We start from the raw sequence: 19,901 nt of genomic DNA, 5'->3' as shown, positions 1-19,901 counted from the left end.
AACCTAGCTCGTCAAATGCCTGCCGGCCTGCGGAGATCCAGCGTCAGCGGGAATTCCGGCGAACCCATCTCGGCGCGCGGAATGAAGCCGCCTGCCGTATGTCCCCACGGTTCGAATCGGGAAAGCCGCCTTGCTTCCGCTTCGTTGCCGTTTACCGGGAAGGTGTCATAGTTGCGCCCGCCCGGATGGGCAACATGATAGATGCAGCCGCCGATCGAACGCTTCGACCATGTATCATAAATGTCAAATGTCAGCGGCGTATTCACCGGCAGGACCGGATGCAGGCCCGAGGCCGGCTGCCACGCCTTGAAGCGGACGCCGGCGACGGACACGCCGGACGTCCCTGTCGGTGTCAGCGGCACGGTTCGGCCGTTGCAGGTGACGGTGTAGCGTGAGGAATTGCTGGTTTCGAGGCGAACCTGAAGTCGCTCAACCGAGCTGTCGACATATCGAACGGTGCCGCCAATCGCACCTTCCTCGCCCATGACGTGCCAAGGTTCGAGCGCCTGGCGAAGCTCGAGTTTCGAGCCCTCGTATTCCACTTCGCCGCAGAAGGGGAAGCGGAATTCGAGTTGTGCCTTGAACCACTCCGGGCTGACCTCGAAGCCGTTTTCTTTGAGATCGGCAAGCACATCCAGGAAATCGGCCCAGACGAAATGCGGAAGCATGAAGCGATCGTGCAGGGAAGTGCCCCAGCGCACGAACTTGCCGTCGGCGGGATTTTTCCAGAAGCGGGCAATGAGGGCGCGGACCATCAATTGCTGAGCGAGAGACATGCGCGCATTCGGGGGCATTTCGAAGCCGCGGAACTCTACGAGACCGAGACGTCCGGTCGGCCCATCCGGCGAAAACAGCTTGTCGATGCAGATCTCGGCCCGGTGGGTGTTGCCCGTCACGTCGATCAGGAGATTGCGAAACAGGCGGTCGGTCAGCCAGGGAAGCGGTGACGGGCCGCGGCCTGGCGCTGGCACCTGGGCGAGGGCGATTTCCAACTCGTACAGGCTGTCGTGCCTGGCCTCGTCGATGCGCGGCGCCTGGCTGGTCGGCCCGATGAACATGCCGGAGAAGAGATAGGAGAGCGAGGGATGCCGCTGCCAGTGCAGCACGAGGCTCTTCAAGAGATCGGGCCGGCGCAGGAACGGGCTGTCGTTCGGATTGGCGCCACCGACGACGACATGGTTGCCGCCCCCCGTGCCCGTGTGACGGCCGTCGATCATGAACTTGTCGGCGCCGAGACGCGTCATCCGCGCTTCTTCGTAGATCGCGGTGGTGATTGCCACGCAATCCTGCCAGTTCGAGGCGGGGTGGATATTCACCTCGATGACGCCTGGATCCGGTGCGACACGAATGACATTGATGCGCTCGTCCTGGGGCGGCGAATAGCCCTCGATATGGACGGCAAGCCCAAGTTCGGCCGCAGCGTTTTCGGCTGCTGCGATGAGTTCGAGATAGTCTTCAATGCGCTCGACGGGCGGCATGAAGACGCAAAGCCGTCCGTCGCGCGGCTCGACCGATATGGCCGTGCGAACCGCGCCGCCGATTTCGCCAAGCGTCTGTTCCACACGGCTCTGGCCGCTCTCGTCGCGCTGGAACGAGGCCTCCGGCATGGCGCGGCCAGCGGGCACGAAGACTTCGGGCAGGGGCTGGCGCGGGATCGATGGGTCGGCGATGTGGATATAGGGATATTGCGATGGCGGCACGTAAGGGAGCGTACCAAGCGGCAGACGGTATCCGACAGGGCTGTCGCCAGGTACGAGGAAGATCTTGCCGCGCCGGGTCTGCCATTTCTCGCTGATCCAGCGGTGCCCCGAAGCCCGAGCGTTCCAGGCTTGAACGGGAAGGATATAACCTGTCGGAACCGTCAGGCCGCGTTCGAAAACGCGGGCGATGCGGTTGCGCTCTTCCGGATCCTTCAACTTGGAATTCGACGGATCGACATTTTCGGGAAGGCTTCCCTCCTTGATGATCCACTCGGCGGGGTCCTCATAGGCCGGCAGCACCATATCAGGCGTAATCGCCAGCTCGCGCGCGATGCCGGTGAGCAGCCGCTCGGCGTCTTGCGCCTTGGCGACGGTGTCAGCGCCCTCTACTGCGATCAAATCCGGATTCTGCCAGATCGGCTTTCCGTCCTTGCGCCAGTAGAGTGAGAAGGTCCAGCGCGGCAGGCTTTCGCCGGGATACCACTTTCCCTGTCCGTAATGCAGGAAGCCGCCCGGGGCGAAGCGCTGGCGCAGCCTGCGGATCAGGCTGTCTGCTTTCTCCCGCTTGGTCGGGCCCACGGCGGCGGTATTCCACTCTTCGGATTCGAAATCGTCGATCGACACGAAAGTGGGCTCGCCGCCCATCGTCAGGCGCACATCCTCTGCTTTGAGGATACGATCCACTTTTTCGCCAAGTGCGTCGAGCTCGTTCCAGCTCTCCTCCGAGAAGGGCTTGGTGATGCGCGGATGTTCTGCGACACGGGCGACCTTCATGTCGAAGGCGAACTCGGTATTGGCTTCGCCGAAATAGCCGCCGGAGATCGGGGCGGCGTTGCTATAATGCGGGGTTGCGGCGAGCGGGATGTGGCTTTCGCCGGTGAGCAGGCCGGATGTCGGGTCGAGGCCGACCCAGCCGGCGCCAGGCAGATAGACTTCGGCCCAGGCATGCAGGTCGGTGAAATCGACCTCCGTACCGGAGGGGCCGTCAAGGGCCTTCAGGTCGGGCGTCAGCTGAATGAGGTAGCCCGAGACGAAGCGGGCGGCAAGCCCGAGGTGACGGAGAACCTGAACGAGCAGCCAACTCGTATCACGGCAGGAGCCTCTGGCGCTTTCAAGCGTGTCCTCCGGCGTCTGGACGCCGGCCTCCATGCGGATGACATAGCCGATCTGCTGCTGCAGGCGGGCGTTGAGGCCGACGATCATGTCAACAGTCGTCTGGCCCGGCGAATAGTCGAGCGTTTCGAGGAAAGCCTTGAGCCGCGGGCCGGGATCCTCCGGTTTCATGTAGATCGAGAGGTCTTCCTGGATGGTCTGCGGATAGTCGAAGGGCCATTTAGTGGCCTCGTCTTCGACGAAGAAGTCGAAGGGGTTGTAGACCGTCATGTCGGCGACGAGATCGACCTCGATCTTGAATTCGGTCACCGGATCGGGAAAGACGTAGCGAGCAAGATAATTCCCGTAGGGGTCCTGCTGCAGGTTCACGAAATGGTTCGACGGCGTGACCTTCAGCGAATGACTGAGCACGCGCGTTTTTGAATGCGAGGCGGGCTTGAGGCGGATGACCTGCGGCCCAAGGCGCACCGGCCTGTCGTATTTGTAGTGCGTCAGATGATAGATACTGGCTTTGATCGACATATTTTGCCTTGTCCGACGCCACATCGTTATGCGGCATTTGCTGTTCCCGACGCGATAGTGTGCAATGCAACGAAAGAAAGCAAGGCGGAAAGGTTAACGCCGCGAAGCCTTTATGACACTTTTGCAAAGGCGACGGCGGCTTTGAGCCCCTTGCCGCTGGTCGCAGGCGAGAGCGTAAGCGTCGCATTGAAAAGATTGGCGATTTCCTCGACGATCGGGAGGCCGAGGCCGGCGCCTGGCGCATCGGAGTCGTTGCCGCGCGAAAAGCGGCGGCGCACGGCGTCGAGCTTTTCCGGCGCGATACCGGGACCATTGTCTTCAACCTCGAGGCGGACGGTTTCGCCATCCTGCGCAATCCGCACGGTAACCTCGGCGCTCTTGCCGGCATATGCGATGGCGTTGCCCGCAAGATTGCGCAGCAGCTCGCCGATCAGCAGGGGTTCGGCGCGGATCATCGCATGTCCCTCGCCCTCAAAGCCTAGATCGATACCGGCCTCGGCGGCTGCAGGGATCAGTTCGCCGGTAATCTCCTGGGCAATGGCGGCGATGTCGATCGTTGAGGCCGCCAGAGCCTCCTTGGCTGTTGCTGCGTCGATCTTTGCCATCAGCAGCAGCTGGGCGAGAATGCGTTCGGCGTGCGCGACGGCCTGGTCCCCTTTCAGGGCCGAGTCCTGCGCTTCAGGCAGCGTTGCGGCGCGGGCGGAAAGCGCGAGCTGAGTGCGGATGATGGCAAGCGGTGTTCGCAATTGATGACTGGCATTGCCGGTGAAATTCCGCAGCGCATCAAGGGCTGACTGCAGGCGCACCATGAAGCTGTTCACCGTATCCACCAGTGGCTGCACCTCGCTCGGCACCGATTGCTCGATCGGATGCAAGTCGTCCGGGCTGCGCTCGCCGATCGCGTCCCGGAGCTTGTAAAGCGGTCGGAGCGCGACCGTGACCGAGATCCAGACGATCACGGCTGCGCCGGCGATCATGAAGGCGAGACGGACAGCCGAACGGAAAAGGATCGCGCGTGCCAGCTGACGGCGGGCGATCGTCGTTTCCGCGACGGTGACAACAAAGGGAACCGAGCGGATGCCGGTTGAGGCGGAGCGCTCCAGCGTCGCGACGCGGATCGGCTCGCCGCGGAAAATATCGTCTGCGAAGACGGCTGCGTCGCTCCTGGTTTCCTTAAGAACCGGAAGTGCCTGGTAGCCGGTAATGAATTTTCCGGGCGGACCATCGACGCGGTAGAACACACGGTCTTGAGCGGCCGATGTCAGCATTTCCAGTGCGACATAGGGAATGTCGACTTCCAGCGCGCCGTCTTCTGCCACGACCACGCGCTCGGCAATGGCGAGCGCCGAACCGGCAAGCACACGGTCTGAAACAATGTTCGAGGTCTCGACCGCCTCCCGGTATGTGTCGGCGAGCGCCAGCGTGCCGATGATGGCGGTGGAGATCAGCAGCCAGAAAAGCAGCCGGCGCCTCAGCGAATAGGCGGCTTTCATGGGGCCTCGGGAAGCTTGTCGAGATAGTAGCCGATGCCGCGCGCGGTCTTCACGGTCAATCCATGCGGTGCCAGGCGCTTGCGCAGCCGGCTGACATATTGCTCGATCGCATTGGCGGAAATGTCGTCGTCGAAGGCCGTCAACGACTGGGTGATTGCCTCTTTGGACACGACTTTGCCGGCACGCATGAAGAGGATTTCAAGCAGTCCGACTTCGCGAGCGGGAATATCAAGCTGCATATTGCCGGCGGAAAAGGTGCGGGACTTGAGGTCGAAGGACACGCAGCCGTACATCACCGTCGCCGAATGCAGGCCCGCCTGGCGCCGGAGCAGCACGCGCACGCGCGCCTCGAATTCGGTAATGTCGAAGGGCTTGATAAGGTAATCGTCGGCGCCGAGGTCGAGGCCTCTGACCCGCTCCTCCGGCGCTCCGCGTGCAGTCAGAATGAGGACGGCCGCCTGGTTCTGCCGGGAGCGCATGCTGCGCAGGACGTCCAGCCCGTCCATCTCAGGCAGGTTGAGGTCGAGGATCACGAGATCGAAATTTTCCGCCGCGATGACTGCATTGGCGGATGCGCCGTCGTGGACGACATCGACGGCATGCCCGGTACCGCGCAAGATCGCGGACAGGCCGTCGGCCAGCGCGATATTGTCTTCGGTGAGGAGAATGCGCACGGGTGGTTTCCTGTTGTTCAACAAAGAAGATTACAGCCCGTGAAGGGGGATGTCATCAGCGGCAAAAGAAAACCCGGCGCCATTCAATCAACGAGAGTTTGGCGGTCTCAATTCCTCTATTCAGCAACCTCCCGGGGTTGTTCCTCCTGCGCTGCGAGCAGGAGTTTCTGGAAGCGCTGGTCGCTGCGAATGTTATCCAGATCGGAGTCGTTATCGAACCATTTGATGTGGTAGACCGAGCTTCGCGGCATCAGCTTCTCCAGGATATCAATCGCTTCGTCCACGTCGCCGAGGACGGAATAGACGCAAGCCAGATTGTATTGCGCAACGATGTCGTCGGGATCGATCGCGATGGCGCGGGCGGCCCAATCCCTTGCTCTCGCCCTGTCTCCGAGATGCGCCAGCGCCAGGGCGCCGCGATGGGCCGGTCCTGAATTTTCCGGACTGAGGTTCAGTGCGCGTTCCGCTCGCAGCAGCCCGAGCTTGGCCCAGTTTTCCGTCTCCGACATGCGCCCGAGCGAGCGGTGGGCGCTCATCAAATGAATAGGTGAGACGTAGTCGTCCGTGCGGATATGTGCCGCGCGCGTGAAGTAGCGGACGGCATTGGCGAAATCACCGCGCATGAAGAAGAATCGCGCATAGTGGAAGTTCGCTTCATAAAGATTGGGTTCAAGTGCAAGCGCCCGCTCGAAGGCTGCAATGGCCTGCTGATCCTGGCCGTTCTGATGCAAGGCCAGACCCCGGGAGGCATGGGCCTCGGCAAGATCAGGATCGAGTTCAAGGGCGCGGGCGCTCATCTGCAGGATGTTTTCGAGAGGGACATTTTCCGGGTCCCAATCGCGTATGGCCGCATCGCAATCGGCAATACCCGCATAGGCGCGCGCATAGTCAGGATCGAGCTCGACAGCCTTGCAAAACATCCTGCGGGCAAGGTGCAGGTATGACTTCGTCCAGGTGTGCGATAGCTGGCGGCCTCGCAGGTAGTAGGTATAGGCCTCGATATTGGCGGTGGGTTCGGCGGCGATGGCCTTCTTCTCGGCGGGCAGGAGTCGGATCTTGAGCTGGCCGACGATCGAATTGGTGATCTCGTCCTGGATCGCGAAGATATCGGTGAGATTCCGGTCGTAGCGATCGGCCCACAGATGGTCGCCGTTCGCGGTATCGATGAGATGGCCGGATATGCGCACGCGCGCGCCGGCGATGCGGACGCTGCCCTGGAGAATGTATCGCACGCCGAGTTCGTGGGCGAGCTGCTTTACCTTCAGCGAACTCCCTTTGTAGGTGAAGACAGTGTGCCGCGGCACGACGTGTAGACTCGATATCTTGGAGAGGTCGGTAATGATGTCTTCCGTGATGCCGTCGGCGAAATACTCCTGCTCAGGATCGCCGCTCATGTTGGTGAAAGGCAGAACGGCAATAAAGCAAGTATTGCGGGTTTGGTCGTCCGACGCGCCGGCCGTTGCAGAAGGCGGATCGAGGAGAACCGTGAACACCGACACATTCTGCTTGATGTTCTTCAGAGATTGCTCCCCCTGGAACTCGAAACCGATGTTGAGGCGCGTGCCGACCTGATCGCGAACCGAGCCGGAAACGACAATGCCACCCGGTGAAGCAAGGCCCTCGAGCCGAGCAGCGACGTTTACGCCGTCGCCGAAGACGTCGTCGTTCTCGATGACAACATCGCCGAGATTGATGCCGATCCGCAATTCGATGCGCTGATCCTGGGGGACGTCTTTGTTGCGCATTGCCATCTCGCGCTGGATTTCGACAGCGCAGGCGACGGCGTTTACCACACTTTGGAATTCCGCGAGTATTCCGTCGCCGGTCAGCTTGAAGATGCGCCCTTTGTAGTCGAAGATCCTGACATCGATCAGTTCGCAGCGGTGGCGGTTGAGCGCCTGCAGGGTACCGGTCTCGTCGATACCCATCAGACGGCTGTAACCCACCACGTCGGCAGCGAGTATGGCACTCAGCCGTCGTTCCAATATCCCCTCCATACGGTTGGCTAAATTAGCTTAGCGTCTTTTAATGCTCTTGTCGCGTTGCGAGACAGCACCCAATCACTCGTGCTTGCCCGGTGAAGCGTGGTGATGCATTCTGCGCTCATGAGGAGACTTCTTGTTGTGCTGCTTCTGCTCTGTCCCGGTTTTGCAGCCGCGGATCAGGCCTTTTATCCCGCGAAATCCGGCAAGGCGGATGCGCGGGTGCTGACGGTCTATTCCTCGCTCGACGAGCCTCTCGCCCAGCCGATGATCCATGGCTTTCAGGAGGCCAATCCGGATGTCGCCGTGCGTTATGAAGACATGCTGACGGGCGAGATCTATGACCGGATCGTGCGGGAAACGGATTCCGGGAAAAAAACGGCGGATTTCGCCTTTTCATCGGCGATGGACCTGCAGGTGAAGCTCTCCAACGACGGCTATGCGCAGGTCAGTAATCTGCCGATGAGCGGGCAATGGCCGAAATGGGCAAACTGGCGCAACACGGCCTATGCGCTCACCTTCGAGCCGGCCGTCTTCGTCTATCACAAGCCGAGCTTTTTGCATGAGCCGGTGCCAAGTTCACGGGCGGAATTCGTCGATTACCTGAAGCGCAAAGGCAACGCGGTTTACGGCCGCATCGGCACCTATGACATCGAACGCTCCGGCGTCGGCTTTCTGTTCATGGCGCGCGACCAGGAGCAGTTCGGGGACATCTGGTCGGTGATCCGGGCGATGGGGGCTGCGGGCGTCAAGCTCTATTCGACGAGTTCGGCGATCCTGGAGAGGGTAGCCGACGGGCGCTTCGTGCTCGGCTACAACATTCTAGGCTCCTATGCGGCGGACTGGGCGTCTCGGCACCCCGATGTCGGCATCGTGCTGCCGAAGGATTATACAGTCGTGATGTCGCGGATCGGGCTGGTGCCGCAGGCTGCGGCGGAGCCGGAACTCGGGCGGCAATATCTCACCTTCTTCATGTCGAAGGAAGGACAGACGATCATGGCCCGAAAACTGCAGATCCCGGCGGTCAGCCCCGAAGTTGCAGGCGAGAATACGGCTAACACCCTACAGGAGCTTCTCGGTGCCCAGCTGCGGCCCGTTCCGGTCAGTCCGGGCCTGATGGTCTATCTCGACCAGGTCAAACGCGCGCGGCTGATTGCCCATTGGAACGAGGTGCTGCGGACACAGTAGATGGCGATAGCGTTTGCACCCACCCTGGAGCGAATTTGACATGTACGCCACCGGCATAACCGGGCGCTCATGCTTGAATTACGGCAAAAAAGTGTCCTTGGCGCTGGATATCCTGCCGATGTCAGCTAAATGACAGCTTGATGTGGTGCGGTTCTGGTACTTCTCTTCGTGGAGGCGGAGAGTAGACGTTTCGGGAGGAGTCTCCGTCGCTATTGCGGACCATCAATGTCCGCTGCCCGGCAACGCTTCTCGATTCCCTTGAGAACAATACGCGGCGCTCACCGCGATCACGGAGGACACATCGTGAAGCATACTTTCCTTGCAACGCTTTTTGCAGCCGCTATTGCGCTGCCGGCCTATTCGGCCGACTACACCATCATGGCGCCTGCCGCACCCGGCGGCGGTTGGGATCAGACGGCCCGCTCGCTGCAGACCGTCATGCAGAAGGAAGGCATCTCTGGCAATGTTCAGGTTCAGAACGTTCCGGGCGCCGGCGGCACCATCGGTCTGGCGCAGTTCGCCAGCCAGAACAGCGGCAATCCGAACGCCCTGATCGTTGGCGGCTATGTCATGGTCGGCGCGATCCTCACCAACCAGTCACCTGTCACCCTGAAGGACGTCACACCGATCGCTCGCCTGACCGGCGAGTATGAGGCCATCGTCGTTCCAGCATCGTCCGACATCAAGACGATGGGTGACCTCGTTGCCAAGCTGAAGGCTGATCCGGGTTCGGTGTCCTGGGGTGGCGGCTCGGCCGGCGGTACCGACCACATCGCAGTCGGTCTCATCGCAAAGGCCGCAGGCGTCGATCCGACGAAGATCAATTATGTCGCCTTCTCGGGCGGCGGTGAGGCGCTTGCCGCTATCCTCGGCGGACAGGTAACGGCCGGCATTTCAGGCTACGGCGAATTCGAATCGCAGGTGAAGGCCGGTCAGCTCCGCCTGCTCGCCGTCTCGAGCGATAAGCGCATTGACGGTGTCGACGCTCCGACGTTGAAGGAATCTGGCGTCGATGTCAGCGTGCAGAACTGGCGGATGGTCGCCGCCGCTCCCGGCCTGACGCCTGAGCAGACGGCTGCTGTCACCGCTGATTTCGACAAGCTTTCCAAGTCGGCAGGCTGGCAGGAAATCCTAAAGACGAAGGGCTGGGCCGACACATACCTCGCCGGCGATGCCTTCAAGGCGCAGCTCGAGAAGGACGTCTCGGCAACCGAAGACATCCTCAAAGAGATCGGGCTTGTTAAATGAGCAGGGGCAACGCACCCTTGGCAACGAAGCGCCGCCCGGATTGGGCGGCGCTGATCATTGCTATCTGTCTTTTCGTCGTTGCGGCCGTCATGCTTTGGGACGCCACGCATATGAAAGCGATTGCCCAATATGCTCGCATCGGCCCGGCTACCGCGCCCAAGGTCGTGGCGTTCGGGTTGATCGGCCTCGGCATCTGGACCGTCTTCGAGGCGTTGCGCAATGAGTTTCCCGAGCGCGAACATCAGGAAGTCGCTCCCGTCATCTGGATTGTGGCAGGTCTTGCGGCGCAAATGCTGCTTCTGAAGACGGCCGGCTTCTCGATTGCCACAGGCATTCTCTTTGCCTTCACGGCGCGCGGCTTTGGACGTCGCAAGCTCTGGCTTTCGATCCCAGCGGGTATCGTCTTCAGCTTCGTCGTCTGGATCATTTTCTCGCAGCTGCTGCAGCTTACGCTGCCTGCCGGACCGTTCGAGAGACTCTTCTTCTAGGATTGGATGCGATGAGCACCTTCGAATTCCTCTTCCAGGGCATCCTGGTCGCCATGCAGCCGATGAACCTTCTTTACGCGTTCGTCGGTGTCACGCTTGGCACCGCGGTTGGCGTTCTGCCGGGCATCGGCCCGGCGCTGACGGTCGCCCTTCTTCTCCCGGTCACCTACAAGCTCGACCCGGCCGGTTCGCTGATCATGTTCGCCGGTATCTACTACGGCGGCATGTATGGCGGCTCGACCACCTCCATCCTGCTCAATACACCGGGTGAAAGCGCCTCGATCGTCACTGCGCTCGAGGGTAACAAGATGGCGCGCGCGGGTCGCGGCGGTCCGGCGCTGGCGACAGCGGCGATCGGTTCGTTCGTCGCCGGCCTCATAGCCACGCTCGGCCTTGCCTTCATCGCGCCCTACATCGTCAAACTGGCGCTGATCTTCGGGCCGCGTGAATATTTCGCTCTGATGGTACTCGCCTTCGTGACCGTTTCGTCCGCTTTCGGCGATTCGGCGCTTCGCGGCCTGACGTCGCTCTTCATCGGCTTTGCGCTGGCGATGGTCGGCATCGATCAGCAGACCGGCCAGGCACGTCTTTCCTTCGGCATTCCAGATCTTCTGGACGGCATCGAAGTGACCACGCTTGCGGTTGCCATGTTTGCGATCGGGGAGACGCTCTATATCGCGGCCCAAGCCAATCGCGGCGAGGACAAGGTCGAAGCGGTCAAGGGTTCTCTTTGGATGACGGCGCAGGATTGGGGCCGCTCCTGGAAGGCATGGCTGCGTGGTACCTTGATCGGCTTCCCGATCGGTGCAATGCCGGCTGGCGGGGCCGAAATCGGCACGTTCCTCTCTTACGCGACCGAGAAACGCCTGGCGAAGAACCCCGAAGAATTCGGTCACGGTGCGATCGAAGGCGTAGCGGGCCCGGAGGCGGCAAACAACGCGTCGGCAGCCGGTACGCTGGTGCCGCTCCTGACGCTCGGCCTGCCGACGACGGCGACGGCGGCAATCATGCTCGCAGGCTTCCAGCAATACGGCCTGCAACCCGGTCCGCTGCTGTTTGCAAACAATCCGCAGCTCGTCTGGGGCCTGATCGCCAGCCTGCTCATCGCCAATGCCATGCTGCTGGTTCTGAACCTGCCGCTGATCGGGCTTTGGGTCCGCCTGCTGACGATCCCGAAGCCCTGGCTTTATGCCGGCATCCTGCTGTTTGCGACGCTTGGTACCATCGGCGCCAATCCCTCGGTGTTTGAGCTCGGCATGCTGCTCGCCTTCGGCGTTCTTGGTTATATCATGCGGCTCTTCGGCTATCCGATCGCTCCTGTGGTTGTCGGCTTGATTCTCGGGCCGCTTGCCGAACAGCAGCTCCGCCGGGCGCTCGCCATCAGCCAGGGCGATGTGACGACGCTTGTCACGTCGCCGATCGCAGCCGGGCTGCTGCTCGTGGCGGCTGCGGCCTTCATCATCCCGTTGATCTTGAGAATACGCGGCCGCGGCGAAGTTCTTTCGCAACTTGCTGCAAGCGAAGACTAAAGAAGAAAAATACTGCTCGAACCCCTTCTTGCGGCCGGCCCTGAAACATGGGTCGGCCGCTTGTTTTTGCATGGCAGGCCTGAAATCCCGTCACTTGTGGAGAATGCTGCAGCGCATCATATATCAGGTGTCAATAATGAAGCCAAAGCGAGAAAGACAATGTCCTCCTACAGCAAGTCCATTCGGGAAGGTTTCTTCGGCCGTGCCTTCGCTGTCATCGGCGCTGCAAATGCTGTAAGCGCTGCATTTGAAGCGGGTCGCCGTCCGAAGCCCCGGGACCTCCAGGTTCTCGGTATCGCACCGGATGCCTTCGATCATATCGGCCGTTAATTTCCCGATACATCACGCATGAAACAGCCCGCTACCGGTTGGTCGCGGGCTTTATTTTTGTCCGTCAGGCCGCAACGCTTGCAAGCGCTGCGGCCTTGGAAATGTCAGGCCTCCAGCCGCTCGCGGGCAGGTGATTGGACTTCGGCCTGCGCCCTTGCTGCTTTCGCACGGGCTTCCTTCCGCTTGTTGTGGCGGATCGAGGACCAGAGCGAGACACCGATAAGCGCTGCACCGCCGAGACCGGTGATGACTTCCGGAATGTGAAAGAGGGTCTGGACGTACATGATGATCGCAAGGATCAGGATCGCATAAAACGCGCCGTGCTCCAGGTAGCGGTAATGCGTCAGTGTTCCGTTTTCGACGAGCATGATCGTCATCGAGCGTACATACATTGCGCCGATGCCCAGACCGATGGCGATGATGAAAAGGTTCTGCGTCAGGGCGAAGGCGCCAATGACGCCGTCGAACGAGAAGCTTGCATCCAGAACCTCAAGATAGATGAATGCGCCAAGCCCACCGCGTGCCGCTTCAGCCATGGCCCTTTGCGAGGCGTCCAGCATTGCCCCAATCACCTCGACCACCAGGAATGTGACAAGACCGTAGATCGCACTGTAGACGAAGGTCGTCGATTCTTGGCCGTCAAGCAGTGAAGCGAAAGTGAGAATCAATAGGAGAACGAAGGCAATCTCGATGCCCTTGACCGTCGCACCGCGCGACATCAGTTTTTCAACAGAGACGATCCAATGGACGTCCTTCTCAGGATCGAAGAAGTAAGAAAGCCCGACCATCAGAAGAAAAGTCCCGCCGAAGGCGGCGATTGGCAGATGGGCCTCGTTCATGATGCGCGCATATTCGGCCGGTTGCCGTGCGGCGAGGATCACGGCGTCGATCGGGCCGATACTTGCGGCTATCGCCACGATTGCCAGCGGAAAGACGATGCGCATGCCGAAGACGGCAATGATAATGCCCCAGGTCAGGAACCGATGCTGCCAGACAGGCGTCATTTCCTTGAGCTTGTTGGCGTTTACGATCGCGTTGTCGAAGGAGAGGGAAATCTCCAGCACGGCCAGAACCGTGCAGATAAAGAAGATAGTCGCCATGCCGCTGATCGTGCCGGTGGACTGCCAGCCCAGCAAAGCGCCGAGCGCCAGGCCAACGGCCGTTATGATAAAAGCCCAGCGGAAATAGCCGAGCGTGGATTTATGGCTGATGGGTTGCTTCATGGCCGCACCTCTTTGATGCGGACGTCGTTTTGGAAGGAAGATGTGATTGAAAAACGCGGCATATCGTAAGGGATATGCGCGTGAGGCATTGTGAGCTTTTTCATCGAGTGAAAATCCGCCGGCTATTTGCAGGCGGTACCGACATCACGAGAGCGCCGTAAAAACTCTCGCCAGAGGGGCCCGGCACCAGTGTTTGTCCGGCAGCCGATGCTTTTGCACGGGGGGCAACCATGCGCATCGTTTTGGCCGCGGATCAGCCTTCTAGGTAGTCAACCTGTGGCGCCAGTCAAGGCGGCCGCGCGGTCCGCGCCGAAGCTTTTCTTTGGAACCATGCAGTCGCCCGCCCGTTAGGCCCTGGTTGAGGCAATGGAACCCATTGCCGGCGCGATAAAAAAGGAGGGACCACAAAATGCAGACTTCGACTCATTCTCCCGACAAGCGTGCGGAAGCGGCAGACCGCATGAAGCGGGCAAAGCCGAACCGCATGCAGAAGGTGCAGGTGCTGCCGCCGCACCATGTCGATCTGACACTGCCGCAGACGCCGATGGACGACATTCATGTTCCGGCTCATGTCACCGGCGGCGATCTTTCAAAAGGCGGTCCAGACCTTGCAGCGTCCAAAGGTCGCAAACGGCGCGCCTAGATTTTTCAGGCGGCGCGGGAACCGATGTCAGGGCTTTTGCATTTAAGGCCCGGACAAAAATGTGAGGACTCCATGACGACTGATCTCGTGCCGCAGGACATCTATCTGAAACACGAAAACGAATGGCAGGCTCTCAAAGAGGCCGCCGAGAATGGCATTGATATCCAGAAGCGCGAAACGGCATCAAGCACTATTGCTCATGGCGAAACGGGCGCGCCTGGAGACAAGGACAGTTCAAGAGGGAAGACTGGCTAATTCTCATCGCCGATAAAGCGCGCCCGGCATACCGGGCGTTTTTTATGAGTCGGCATCGTCTTCCGGCGGGGGCTGTTTTCCGGATCCTCGCTCCAGGCGCTGCTCCATTTTGCCCAGAGCAAAAAGGACGCAGACCGCCGCCGCCGTCGCGAAGAAGGCAACCGGCCAATAGCCGAAGCCCATGGCAAGGCCGATCGCGCCCGAGAGCCACATGCCTGCTCCCGTCGTCAGGCCCTTCACCCTGCCTCTGGAAAAGACGATCATGCCCGCGGCCAAAAACGCGACGCCCGCCGTCACGGCCTCGATGACGCGCAGCGGGTCGATACGGACCTGCTGGTCGTTGGCAAAGCCCGGCATATGCACGGATTCGATGGAAATGATGCCGAAAAGCGCTGCCGCAAGACTCACCAGGATATGGGTCCGCAGACCCGCTGCATGGTTTTGCGCCTCGCGTTCGAAGCCGATGATGCCGCCAAGCACAATCGCGCCGATGAGCCGGGCAAAGATCACCGGGTATTGAATACGGGATTCAGGGAACATGTCGGCAAAGACGATATCCATGGAGAGGGCGCTCCGTTCGGGTGAACATTTCTTCGCGGGGCTAACGTCCTCTGCGGCTCTTTGTTCGTCCGTTTCGACGTTGCGGCTCCATGCCAACCTTTCGGAAAGGATTGGGAGGCGATAATCCGCCCATCACGGGATTCGGACCAGATGGCTAGAACTGCACCTCGCGGCCGCCGCCGCAAATCATCCGCAAAATCGAAGGGCAGGGGGCATGGTGGAGCCTTGCCCTGGCTCTTCGCCGGTATTGTTGCCGTTGGCAGTATCGCGCTTTACGACAACTGGAAGAGCGTGCGCCCGATTCTTGCCTCCCGCGCGCCGGACACAGCCGCGATTACCGCTGCAATCAAGGCAGATTCACCGAAACCGGCTGTCGCCAAGAGCGCGCCGAGGCAGGCTATTGCTTCGCAGCCGCAGCGTCCCGTGCCGCCCGAAGCCGTTCCTGTTCCTGCAGCGCAGCCTGTGAAGCTCTCTCCAACGGCTACATCACCCGCCGGCCCGGAAAGCGCGCGCGCCGCCTTCGGCTATTGCGGGCAGGGCCAGCATGTGAACTGCGTCGGAGACGGTGGGATATTCTGGTATAAGGGCGAGAAGATCGTAATCGCGGATGTGGTAGTGCCGGATGTCGGCGCCGCGCGTTGCGAAGGCGAGCGGAGGATCGGCTTTGCCGCAAAATCGAGGCTGCTTAAATTTCTGAATGCCGGGCCCTTCATCATGAACGCTGCCGGCAAGCCCGCCAGTACCGGTGCGCCGCACGTGATTTCGCGCGGCGGCCGCTCTTTGGGCACGCAACTGATTACCGAGGGCCTTGCCCGCAAGCCTGGCGCTGCCGGCGGGTGGTGCGCCTGAGGTCTACTTCTGCTTCGGAGCCTTACCGCTGGTGCGGAAGCTGCCGGTAAAGGCCGTATCCTTGCTTTTCGCGGAGCATTCGATCACGATCGGCTTGCCGCCGTAAGGGTTGCCGAATGTGCAGGTGCCTGCCACCTTGACTTGGCCCGTCATCTTCTCGCCGACGCCGGTTGTCACCATCTTGAGCGGAATCCTGGCATTGCCGTTAGATGCCGGCTTGATCGCGGTGCCATCGCCCTGGAAGCCAAGCATCTTGCCGCCTGAGGTGAAGATGAAGGTCACCTGGCCGTTTGGCAGTCCCACGCTGGCGAGTTCGCCCTTGCAGCCTTTCGTTGCATCCACGTTGCCAACGACGAGCTTTGCGCATTTGCCTGCGAGTGTCGAAACACCGGCGCCTGGAAAATTCTGGGAGGCGGCGTCGGCGCCGGAGGCGAAAGCTGCGGCGGAAAGCGCCGCAGCTGCAATCACTGTCAGTCTCATCTGTTCAGGAATCCTGTCATGCTGGTTTACCGGACGGGGGTCGCATGTTTCTGTGTCCGAAATTTGCCGCGCTCAAGAAAAACGGGCCGCTGCAGGGATAGCGGCCCGTTCTGGGAAGCGTGGCCGTCAACAACGACGGGCCGGCCTCTGTATCTTCCCTCTTGCTTGCGCGGAGCCTTCGCCCATTCAAACGCTCAGTGTCGCCGGCTGGCGTCCTCGACGGACCAACCGAAACGCCATGCCTCGTAGCGGGCATACCAGATTTCAAGCTCCGTAGCGTCACAGATCGGCATCAGTTCCGGTCGCGACATGGGATTGTCGCTTAAAGCGTAGCCGAGGATCCGGTCGCGTATTCCGCGCTCCTGCATGTCGAGCAGGTCTTCTATATTCATCGCTTGCCCCCAACCGCCGGCCCCTCAGCCAGCCTTCCCAGGCAAACATTTCTCTTTGCTAATGTCCAGGCCGCCGGCGTCGATTCCCGCTATTCACAGGATTAGCTCGAATGGAGCAATACCTCCTTCACGACCATGAAACCCTCCTTCTTCCGGCTTATAAGCACCCTCGGGAAGAGGAGAGACTCTTCAAAATGTGTTGTAAAAATATCGTTAAAATGCCCCGTCACACGTTTTTGTTCATCTCCCGTTCAGAAAACGGTTTTGGAAAACCCCGATATGGGTCAAGCTGTCATTGTGAATAAGGAGATACTGAATGATTCGATTGACCGCGGTGCTGACGTTGTTCTCAGTTTATGCGTTCACGATGTTTTTCATCGCAGCAATCCCTGAGACGCCGAACTTGCAAACCGCATCAACTCTATCTGAAGACGCCACGCTTACGAAGTAAAGTATTTGATGGGGTTTTGGCTGGCTTGTGTGAGCCGTGTTGGGCAAGGGCGCAGTTTTGCGCCGTAGCGCAGGATTGCTCACATCCTGGAAGATAACTCGTCAATCAGCGGTTTGACGAAGTCCTCTTGTAATTTCAAGAGGGATCGAATGGTGGGCGTGACAAGGATCGAACTTGTGACCCCTACGATGTCAACGTAGTGCTCTCCCGCTGAGCTACACGCCCATCCGATGGCGGCGCATAGATCACAAAACCTTGGGAGCCGTCAATAGGCTTTTTTGAAGTTTTGTGACCCGCCGCCCGCAAGCCTTATGCGGCAAGCATTTTGTTCACTTCATCAACAAGATCGCGAAGATGGAAAGGCTTGGAAAGCACCTTTGCATCCTTGGGCGCCTTCGAATCAGGGTTCAGTGCAACGGCCGCAAAACCGGTGATGAACATGACCTTGAGGTCCGGGTCGAGTTCGGTCGCACGGCGTGCGAGCTCGATGCCATCCATTTCCGGCATCACGATATCGGTCAGGAGCAGGGAGAAGGGCTCTTCCCGGAGCCTGTCATAGGCGCTTGCGCCGTTATCGTAGGAAAGAACCTTGTAACCGGCCTTTTCGAGCGCCTTTACAAGGAAGCGGCGCATGTCGTTGTCGTCTTCGGCGAGCAGTATCTTCTGAGTCATTATCCAGACCGATTGGTGAATAGGTTTTTGGTGGGAGGCGCCAGCTATTTACACTAGACTTTGGCCGGTAAACAACCGGTGAATTGCCTACCCAAGGCTGTCATCCCCGCTACATAGTATGGACTTGCGGTGAGGCAACTGGCAACATGGGCAAAGCAGCCGTCCTGTGACATGGTTAAGAGGGAAAAAGGTGCCGGAAATTCGCGAATACGAGCTTTTTGAGATCCGTGAGCCCGTGTCGCAGACCATTCCCTTCGTTTACAATTCTCCCCACAGTGGCCGTATTTATCCACCGGAATTTATCGCCCAGTCGCGGCTCGAAGGCATTTCCATCCGCCGGTCGGAGGATCACTATGTCGACGAGCTCTTTTCAGCCGCCAGCCCGCTTGGCGCCCCTCTGCTTCTCGCCAATTTTCCACGCGCCTATCTCGATGTGAACCGCGAACCTTACGAACTCGACCCGCGCATGTTCGATGGCCTGTTGCCGCCTTATGCGAACATCAATTCGCTGCGCGTCGCAGGCGGGCTCGGCACCATTCCGCGCATCGTTGCCGAGAACATGGAAATCTATGCCCGACGGCTGCCGGTGCAGGAAGGGCTCGATCGGGTCGAGAGCATCTACAAACCCTACCACGCCGCGCTGCGCCGGCTGATTGCGCGCACCCACGTGCAGTTCGGCTTCGGCGTGCTGATCGACTGCCACTCGATGCCGGGCAATGTCCGCGTCGCCGGCAGCAATACGCGGCCCGACTTCATCATCGGTGACCGGTATGGTACGAGCGCGTCGGCCGAACTTTCGCGTACCGCGATCAGTATTCTCGAGGAGATGGGTTTCACTGCCATCCGCAACAAGCCTTATGCCGGCGGCTTCATCACCGAGCATTACGGGCGGCCGGCGCGCGGGCTGCACGCCTTGCAGATCGAGGTGAATCGGGCGATCTATGTGGACGAAGTGACGCTGGAAAAGCACACGGATTTTCCGCTGATCGTCAACGCCGTCACGGGCTTCATGCGGCAGATGGCCAGCTACGTGGAGCAGTTTGCAACCGATACGGCGCTTGCTGCCGAATAAGCCCCCGGACAGTCGCTCAAAAAAGAACCGCGCTGTTCAGCGCGGCTAAGTCTAGGGAGGAAACACCCAAGGAGGGTATTTACAGTCAGAAGACTGTATGAAGAAGCTACTGCTGCGATGCACAATTGTCAATCATCATTTTGCGATGCAAAATATATAGGCAGGTATCGAGAAAATGCCTGGTAGATTTGCATTCGAACGCAATTCCGCTAAGAAATGCGTGCCACACGGCCCAGAAAAACGGATTATCCATGCTTCCTGACCGCTCGTTCTTCAATCGCCTGGCGGAAGCCGCCAAGGCCGAGACACTGCCGCGATTCCGATCCGGCCTCGATGTTACGAACAAGCTTTCGAGTGGATTTGATCCCGTTACCGAGGGCGATCGGGCAGCGGAAGCGGCAATCCGCAAGCTGATTGAAGAGCATTTTCCCAATCATGGCATTCTTGGCGAGGAACACGGCGATGTTGGCCTGGACCGTGATTATGTCTGGATCATCGATCCTATCGACGGTACGCGGGCCTTTATTTCCGGCGTGCCTGTATGGGGAACGCTGATCGGGCTACAGAAGAACGGCCGGGCGATCATGGGCATGATCGAGCAGCCCTTTACCGGCGAGCGCTATTTCGCGGACCAGAATGGCTCGATCTATTCCGGACCGGAGGGCGAACGGCGCTTGAAGACACGCGATTGCGGCACGCTTTCGAACGCCATCCTCTTCACCACTTCGCCGCATCTCTTCACCGGCTTGGAAATGCAGAAATATCGCGAGATCGAACGCCAGGTCCGGCTCTTCCGCTATGGCACGGATTGCTATGCCTACGCACTTCTCGCGGCCGGCCATGTCGATCTCGTGATCGAAAACGGCCTCAAGCCCTACGATGTCGGCGGGATCATTCCGGTGATCGAAAATGCGGGCGGCATCATCACGACGTGGGACGGCGGGCGGCCGGAAAACGGTGGCTCGATCATCGCCGCCGGCAGCCGTGCTGTTTACGACCAGGCACTTGCGATCCTGCAGCGCTGAGAAGCCATCCG

Annotated in this window: 19 protein-coding genes and 1 tRNA gene; 10 read left to right on the top strand and 10 right to left on the bottom strand. The window is 59.9% G+C overall.

The window, feature by feature from the left end:
- Nucleotides 1–11: 11 nt before the first annotated feature.
- From BLP23_RS22020 to BLP23_RS22005, 4 genes are all read right to left on the bottom strand, one after another.
- Complete coding sequence (locus tag BLP23_RS22020) at nt 12–3,335, bottom strand: transglutaminase family protein (RefSeq protein WP_092586921.1); 3,324 nt, start codon at nt 3,333–3,335, stop codon at nt 12–14.
- Between the two features lie 110 nt (nt 3,336–3,445).
- A complete protein-coding gene (locus BLP23_RS22015; protein ID WP_092586920.1) occupies nt 3,446–4,828 on the bottom strand; it encodes a sensor histidine kinase in 1,383 nt (460 codons plus the stop codon).
- Entirely contained in the window at nt 4,825–5,502 is a 678-nt protein-coding gene (locus tag BLP23_RS22010) for a response regulator (RefSeq protein WP_092586919.1), read from the bottom strand. The genes BLP23_RS22015 and BLP23_RS22010 overlap by 4 nt, the downstream gene beginning before the upstream one ends.
- A 116-nt stretch (nt 5,503–5,618) precedes the next feature.
- Nucleotides 5,619–7,487 (bottom strand): adenylate/guanylate cyclase domain-containing protein, encoded by a 1,869-nt coding sequence (locus BLP23_RS22005; RefSeq protein ID WP_092586918.1) that lies wholly within the window; start codon nt 7,485–7,487, stop codon nt 5,619–5,621.
- A 138-nt stretch (nt 7,488–7,625) separates the two neighbouring features.
- Here BLP23_RS22005 and BLP23_RS22000 point away from each other — a divergent pair, with 138 nt between their 5' ends.
- The 5 genes from BLP23_RS22000 (at nt 7,626) to BLP23_RS33770 (ending at nt 12,267) form a co-directional block, all read left to right on the top strand.
- Nucleotides 7,626–8,672 (top strand): ABC transporter substrate-binding protein, encoded by a 1,047-nt coding sequence (locus tag BLP23_RS22000; RefSeq protein ID WP_092587059.1) that lies wholly within the window; start codon nt 7,626–7,628, stop codon nt 8,670–8,672.
- Nucleotides 8,673–8,975: 303 nt separating this feature from the next.
- Entirely contained in the window at nt 8,976–9,920 is a 945-nt protein-coding gene (locus BLP23_RS21995; protein WP_092586917.1) for a Bug family tripartite tricarboxylate transporter substrate binding protein, read from the top strand.
- Nucleotides 9,917–10,408 carry a tripartite tricarboxylate transporter TctB family protein gene (locus tag BLP23_RS21990; protein WP_092586916.1) on the top strand — a complete coding sequence of 164 codons (492 nt, stop codon included), beginning with the start codon at nt 9,917–9,919 and terminating at the stop codon, nt 10,406–10,408. Before BLP23_RS21995 ends, BLP23_RS21990 begins: the two co-directional genes overlap by 4 nt.
- Before the next feature lie 11 nt (nt 10,409–10,419).
- On the top strand, nt 10,420–11,937 hold the full coding sequence (locus BLP23_RS21985; protein ID WP_092587058.1) for a tripartite tricarboxylate transporter permease: 1,518 nt from the start codon (nt 10,420–10,422) through the stop codon (nt 11,935–11,937).
- 159 nt (nt 11,938–12,096) lie between these two features.
- Nucleotides 12,097–12,267, top strand: a complete 171-nt coding sequence (locus tag BLP23_RS33770; RefSeq protein WP_092586915.1) for a hypothetical protein — start codon at nt 12,097–12,099, stop codon at nt 12,265–12,267.
- A 104-nt stretch (nt 12,268–12,371) separates the two neighbouring features.
- On the opposite strand, the gene BLP23_RS21975 is transcribed toward BLP23_RS33770, so the two are convergent.
- Nucleotides 12,372–13,490 carry a DUF475 domain-containing protein gene (locus BLP23_RS21975; RefSeq protein WP_092586914.1) on the bottom strand — a complete coding sequence of 373 codons (1,119 nt, stop codon included), beginning with the start codon at nt 13,488–13,490 and terminating at the stop codon, nt 12,372–12,374.
- Between the two features lie 409 nt (nt 13,491–13,899).
- Between BLP23_RS21975 and BLP23_RS21970 the strand changes: the two genes are divergently transcribed.
- Together BLP23_RS21970 and BLP23_RS21965 are read left to right on the top strand one after the other, a co-directional pair.
- Nucleotides 13,900–14,133 carry a hypothetical protein gene (locus tag BLP23_RS21970; RefSeq protein ID WP_092586913.1) on the top strand — a complete coding sequence of 78 codons (234 nt, stop codon included), beginning with the start codon at nt 13,900–13,902 and terminating at the stop codon, nt 14,131–14,133.
- A gap of 72 nt (nt 14,134–14,205) precedes the next feature.
- Nucleotides 14,206–14,388, top strand: coding sequence for a hypothetical protein (locus BLP23_RS21965; protein WP_092586912.1), 183 nt, complete (start codon nt 14,206–14,208; stop codon nt 14,386–14,388).
- Nucleotides 14,389–14,430: 42 nt separating this feature from the next.
- Here BLP23_RS21965 and BLP23_RS21960 read toward each other — a convergent pair whose 3' ends face one another.
- A complete protein-coding gene (locus BLP23_RS21960) occupies nt 14,431–14,949 on the bottom strand; it encodes an MgtC/SapB family protein (RefSeq protein WP_092586911.1) in 519 nt (172 codons plus the stop codon).
- Between the two features lie 150 nt (nt 14,950–15,099).
- On the opposite strand from BLP23_RS21960, the gene BLP23_RS21955 reads away from it, so the two are divergent.
- Nucleotides 15,100–15,798, top strand: coding sequence for a hypothetical protein (locus BLP23_RS21955; protein ID WP_092586910.1), 699 nt, complete (start codon nt 15,100–15,102; stop codon nt 15,796–15,798).
- A 3-nt stretch (nt 15,799–15,801) separates the two neighbouring features.
- Here the strand turns inward: BLP23_RS21955 and BLP23_RS21950 are convergent, their stop codons facing one another.
- The 4 genes from BLP23_RS21950 to cpdR1 form a co-directional block, all read right to left on the bottom strand.
- Complete coding sequence (locus tag BLP23_RS21950; RefSeq protein ID WP_092586909.1) at nt 15,802–16,278, bottom strand: hypothetical protein; 477 nt, start codon at nt 16,276–16,278, stop codon at nt 15,802–15,804.
- 194 nt (nt 16,279–16,472) lie between these two features.
- Complete coding sequence (locus tag BLP23_RS21945; RefSeq protein ID WP_208603183.1) at nt 16,473–16,670, bottom strand: CrpP-related protein; 198 nt, start codon at nt 16,668–16,670, stop codon at nt 16,473–16,475.
- Nucleotides 16,671–17,271: 601 nt separating this feature from the next.
- Nucleotides 17,272–17,346 (bottom strand) — tRNA-Val (locus BLP23_RS21940).
- A gap of 84 nt (nt 17,347–17,430) precedes the next feature.
- Nucleotides 17,431–17,793 (bottom strand): response regulator CpdR1, encoded by a 363-nt coding sequence (cpdR1, locus tag BLP23_RS21935; RefSeq protein WP_003542883.1) that lies wholly within the window; start codon nt 17,791–17,793, stop codon nt 17,431–17,433.
- 190 nt (nt 17,794–17,983) lie between these two features.
- On the opposite strand from cpdR1, the gene BLP23_RS21930 reads away from it, so the two are divergent.
- Nucleotides 17,984–18,865 carry an N-formylglutamate amidohydrolase gene (locus BLP23_RS21930; protein ID WP_092586908.1) on the top strand — a complete coding sequence of 294 codons (882 nt, stop codon included), beginning with the start codon at nt 17,984–17,986 and terminating at the stop codon, nt 18,863–18,865.
- 251 nt (nt 18,866–19,116) lie between these two features.
- On the top strand, nt 19,117–19,890 hold the full coding sequence (hisN, locus tag BLP23_RS21925) for a histidinol-phosphatase (protein ID WP_092586907.1): 774 nt from the start codon (nt 19,117–19,119) through the stop codon (nt 19,888–19,890).
- Nucleotides 19,891–19,901: the final 11 nt, after the last annotated feature.

The sequence above is a fragment of the Rhizobium mongolense subsp. loessense genome (genome assembly GCF_900099775.1).
Classification (GTDB): domain Bacteria; phylum Pseudomonadota; class Alphaproteobacteria; order Rhizobiales; family Rhizobiaceae; genus Rhizobium; species Rhizobium loessense.
Note: the sequence above shows the minus strand (reverse complement) of the source record. Positions and strands in the feature narration are given on the sequence as shown.

What these genes read in the sequence shown, in the direction of transcription:
- BLP23_RS22020 (WP_092586921.1), bottom strand. Translation starts at nt 3,335, where the DNA reads ATGTCGATCAAAGCCAGTATCTATCATCTGACGCACTACAAATACGAC.
- BLP23_RS22015 (WP_092586920.1), bottom strand. Translation starts at nt 4,828, where the DNA reads ATGAAAGCCGCCTATTCGCTGAGGCGCCGGCTGCTTTTCTGGCTGCTG.
- BLP23_RS21990 (WP_092586916.1), top strand. Translation starts at nt 9,917, where the DNA reads ATGAGCAGGGGCAACGCACCCTTGGCAACGAAGCGCCGCCCGGATTGG.
- BLP23_RS21985 (WP_092587058.1), top strand. Translation starts at nt 10,420, where the DNA reads ATGAGCACCTTCGAATTCCTCTTCCAGGGCATCCTGGTCGCCATGCAG.
- BLP23_RS33770 (WP_092586915.1), top strand. Translation starts at nt 12,097, where the DNA reads ATGTCCTCCTACAGCAAGTCCATTCGGGAAGGTTTCTTCGGCCGTGCC.
- BLP23_RS21975 (WP_092586914.1), bottom strand. Translation starts at nt 13,490, where the DNA reads ATGAAGCAACCCATCAGCCATAAATCCACGCTCGGCTATTTCCGCTGG.
- BLP23_RS21970 (WP_092586913.1), top strand. Translation starts at nt 13,900, where the DNA reads ATGCAGACTTCGACTCATTCTCCCGACAAGCGTGCGGAAGCGGCAGAC.
- BLP23_RS21965 (WP_092586912.1), top strand. Translation starts at nt 14,206, where the DNA reads ATGACGACTGATCTCGTGCCGCAGGACATCTATCTGAAACACGAAAAC.
- BLP23_RS21960 (WP_092586911.1), bottom strand. Translation starts at nt 14,949, where the DNA reads ATGGATATCGTCTTTGCCGACATGTTCCCTGAATCCCGTATTCAATAC.
- BLP23_RS21955 (WP_092586910.1), top strand. Translation starts at nt 15,100, where the DNA reads ATGGCTAGAACTGCACCTCGCGGCCGCCGCCGCAAATCATCCGCAAAA.
- BLP23_RS21950 (WP_092586909.1), bottom strand. Translation starts at nt 16,278, where the DNA reads ATGAGACTGACAGTGATTGCAGCTGCGGCGCTTTCCGCCGCAGCTTTC.
- BLP23_RS21945 (WP_208603183.1), bottom strand. Translation starts at nt 16,670, where the DNA reads ATGAATATAGAAGACCTGCTCGACATGCAGGAGCGCGGAATACGCGAC.
- cpdR1 (WP_003542883.1), bottom strand. Translation starts at nt 17,793, where the DNA reads ATGACTCAGAAGATACTGCTCGCCGAAGACGACAACGACATGCGCCGC.
- hisN (WP_092586907.1), top strand. Translation starts at nt 19,117, where the DNA reads ATGCTTCCTGACCGCTCGTTCTTCAATCGCCTGGCGGAAGCCGCCAAG.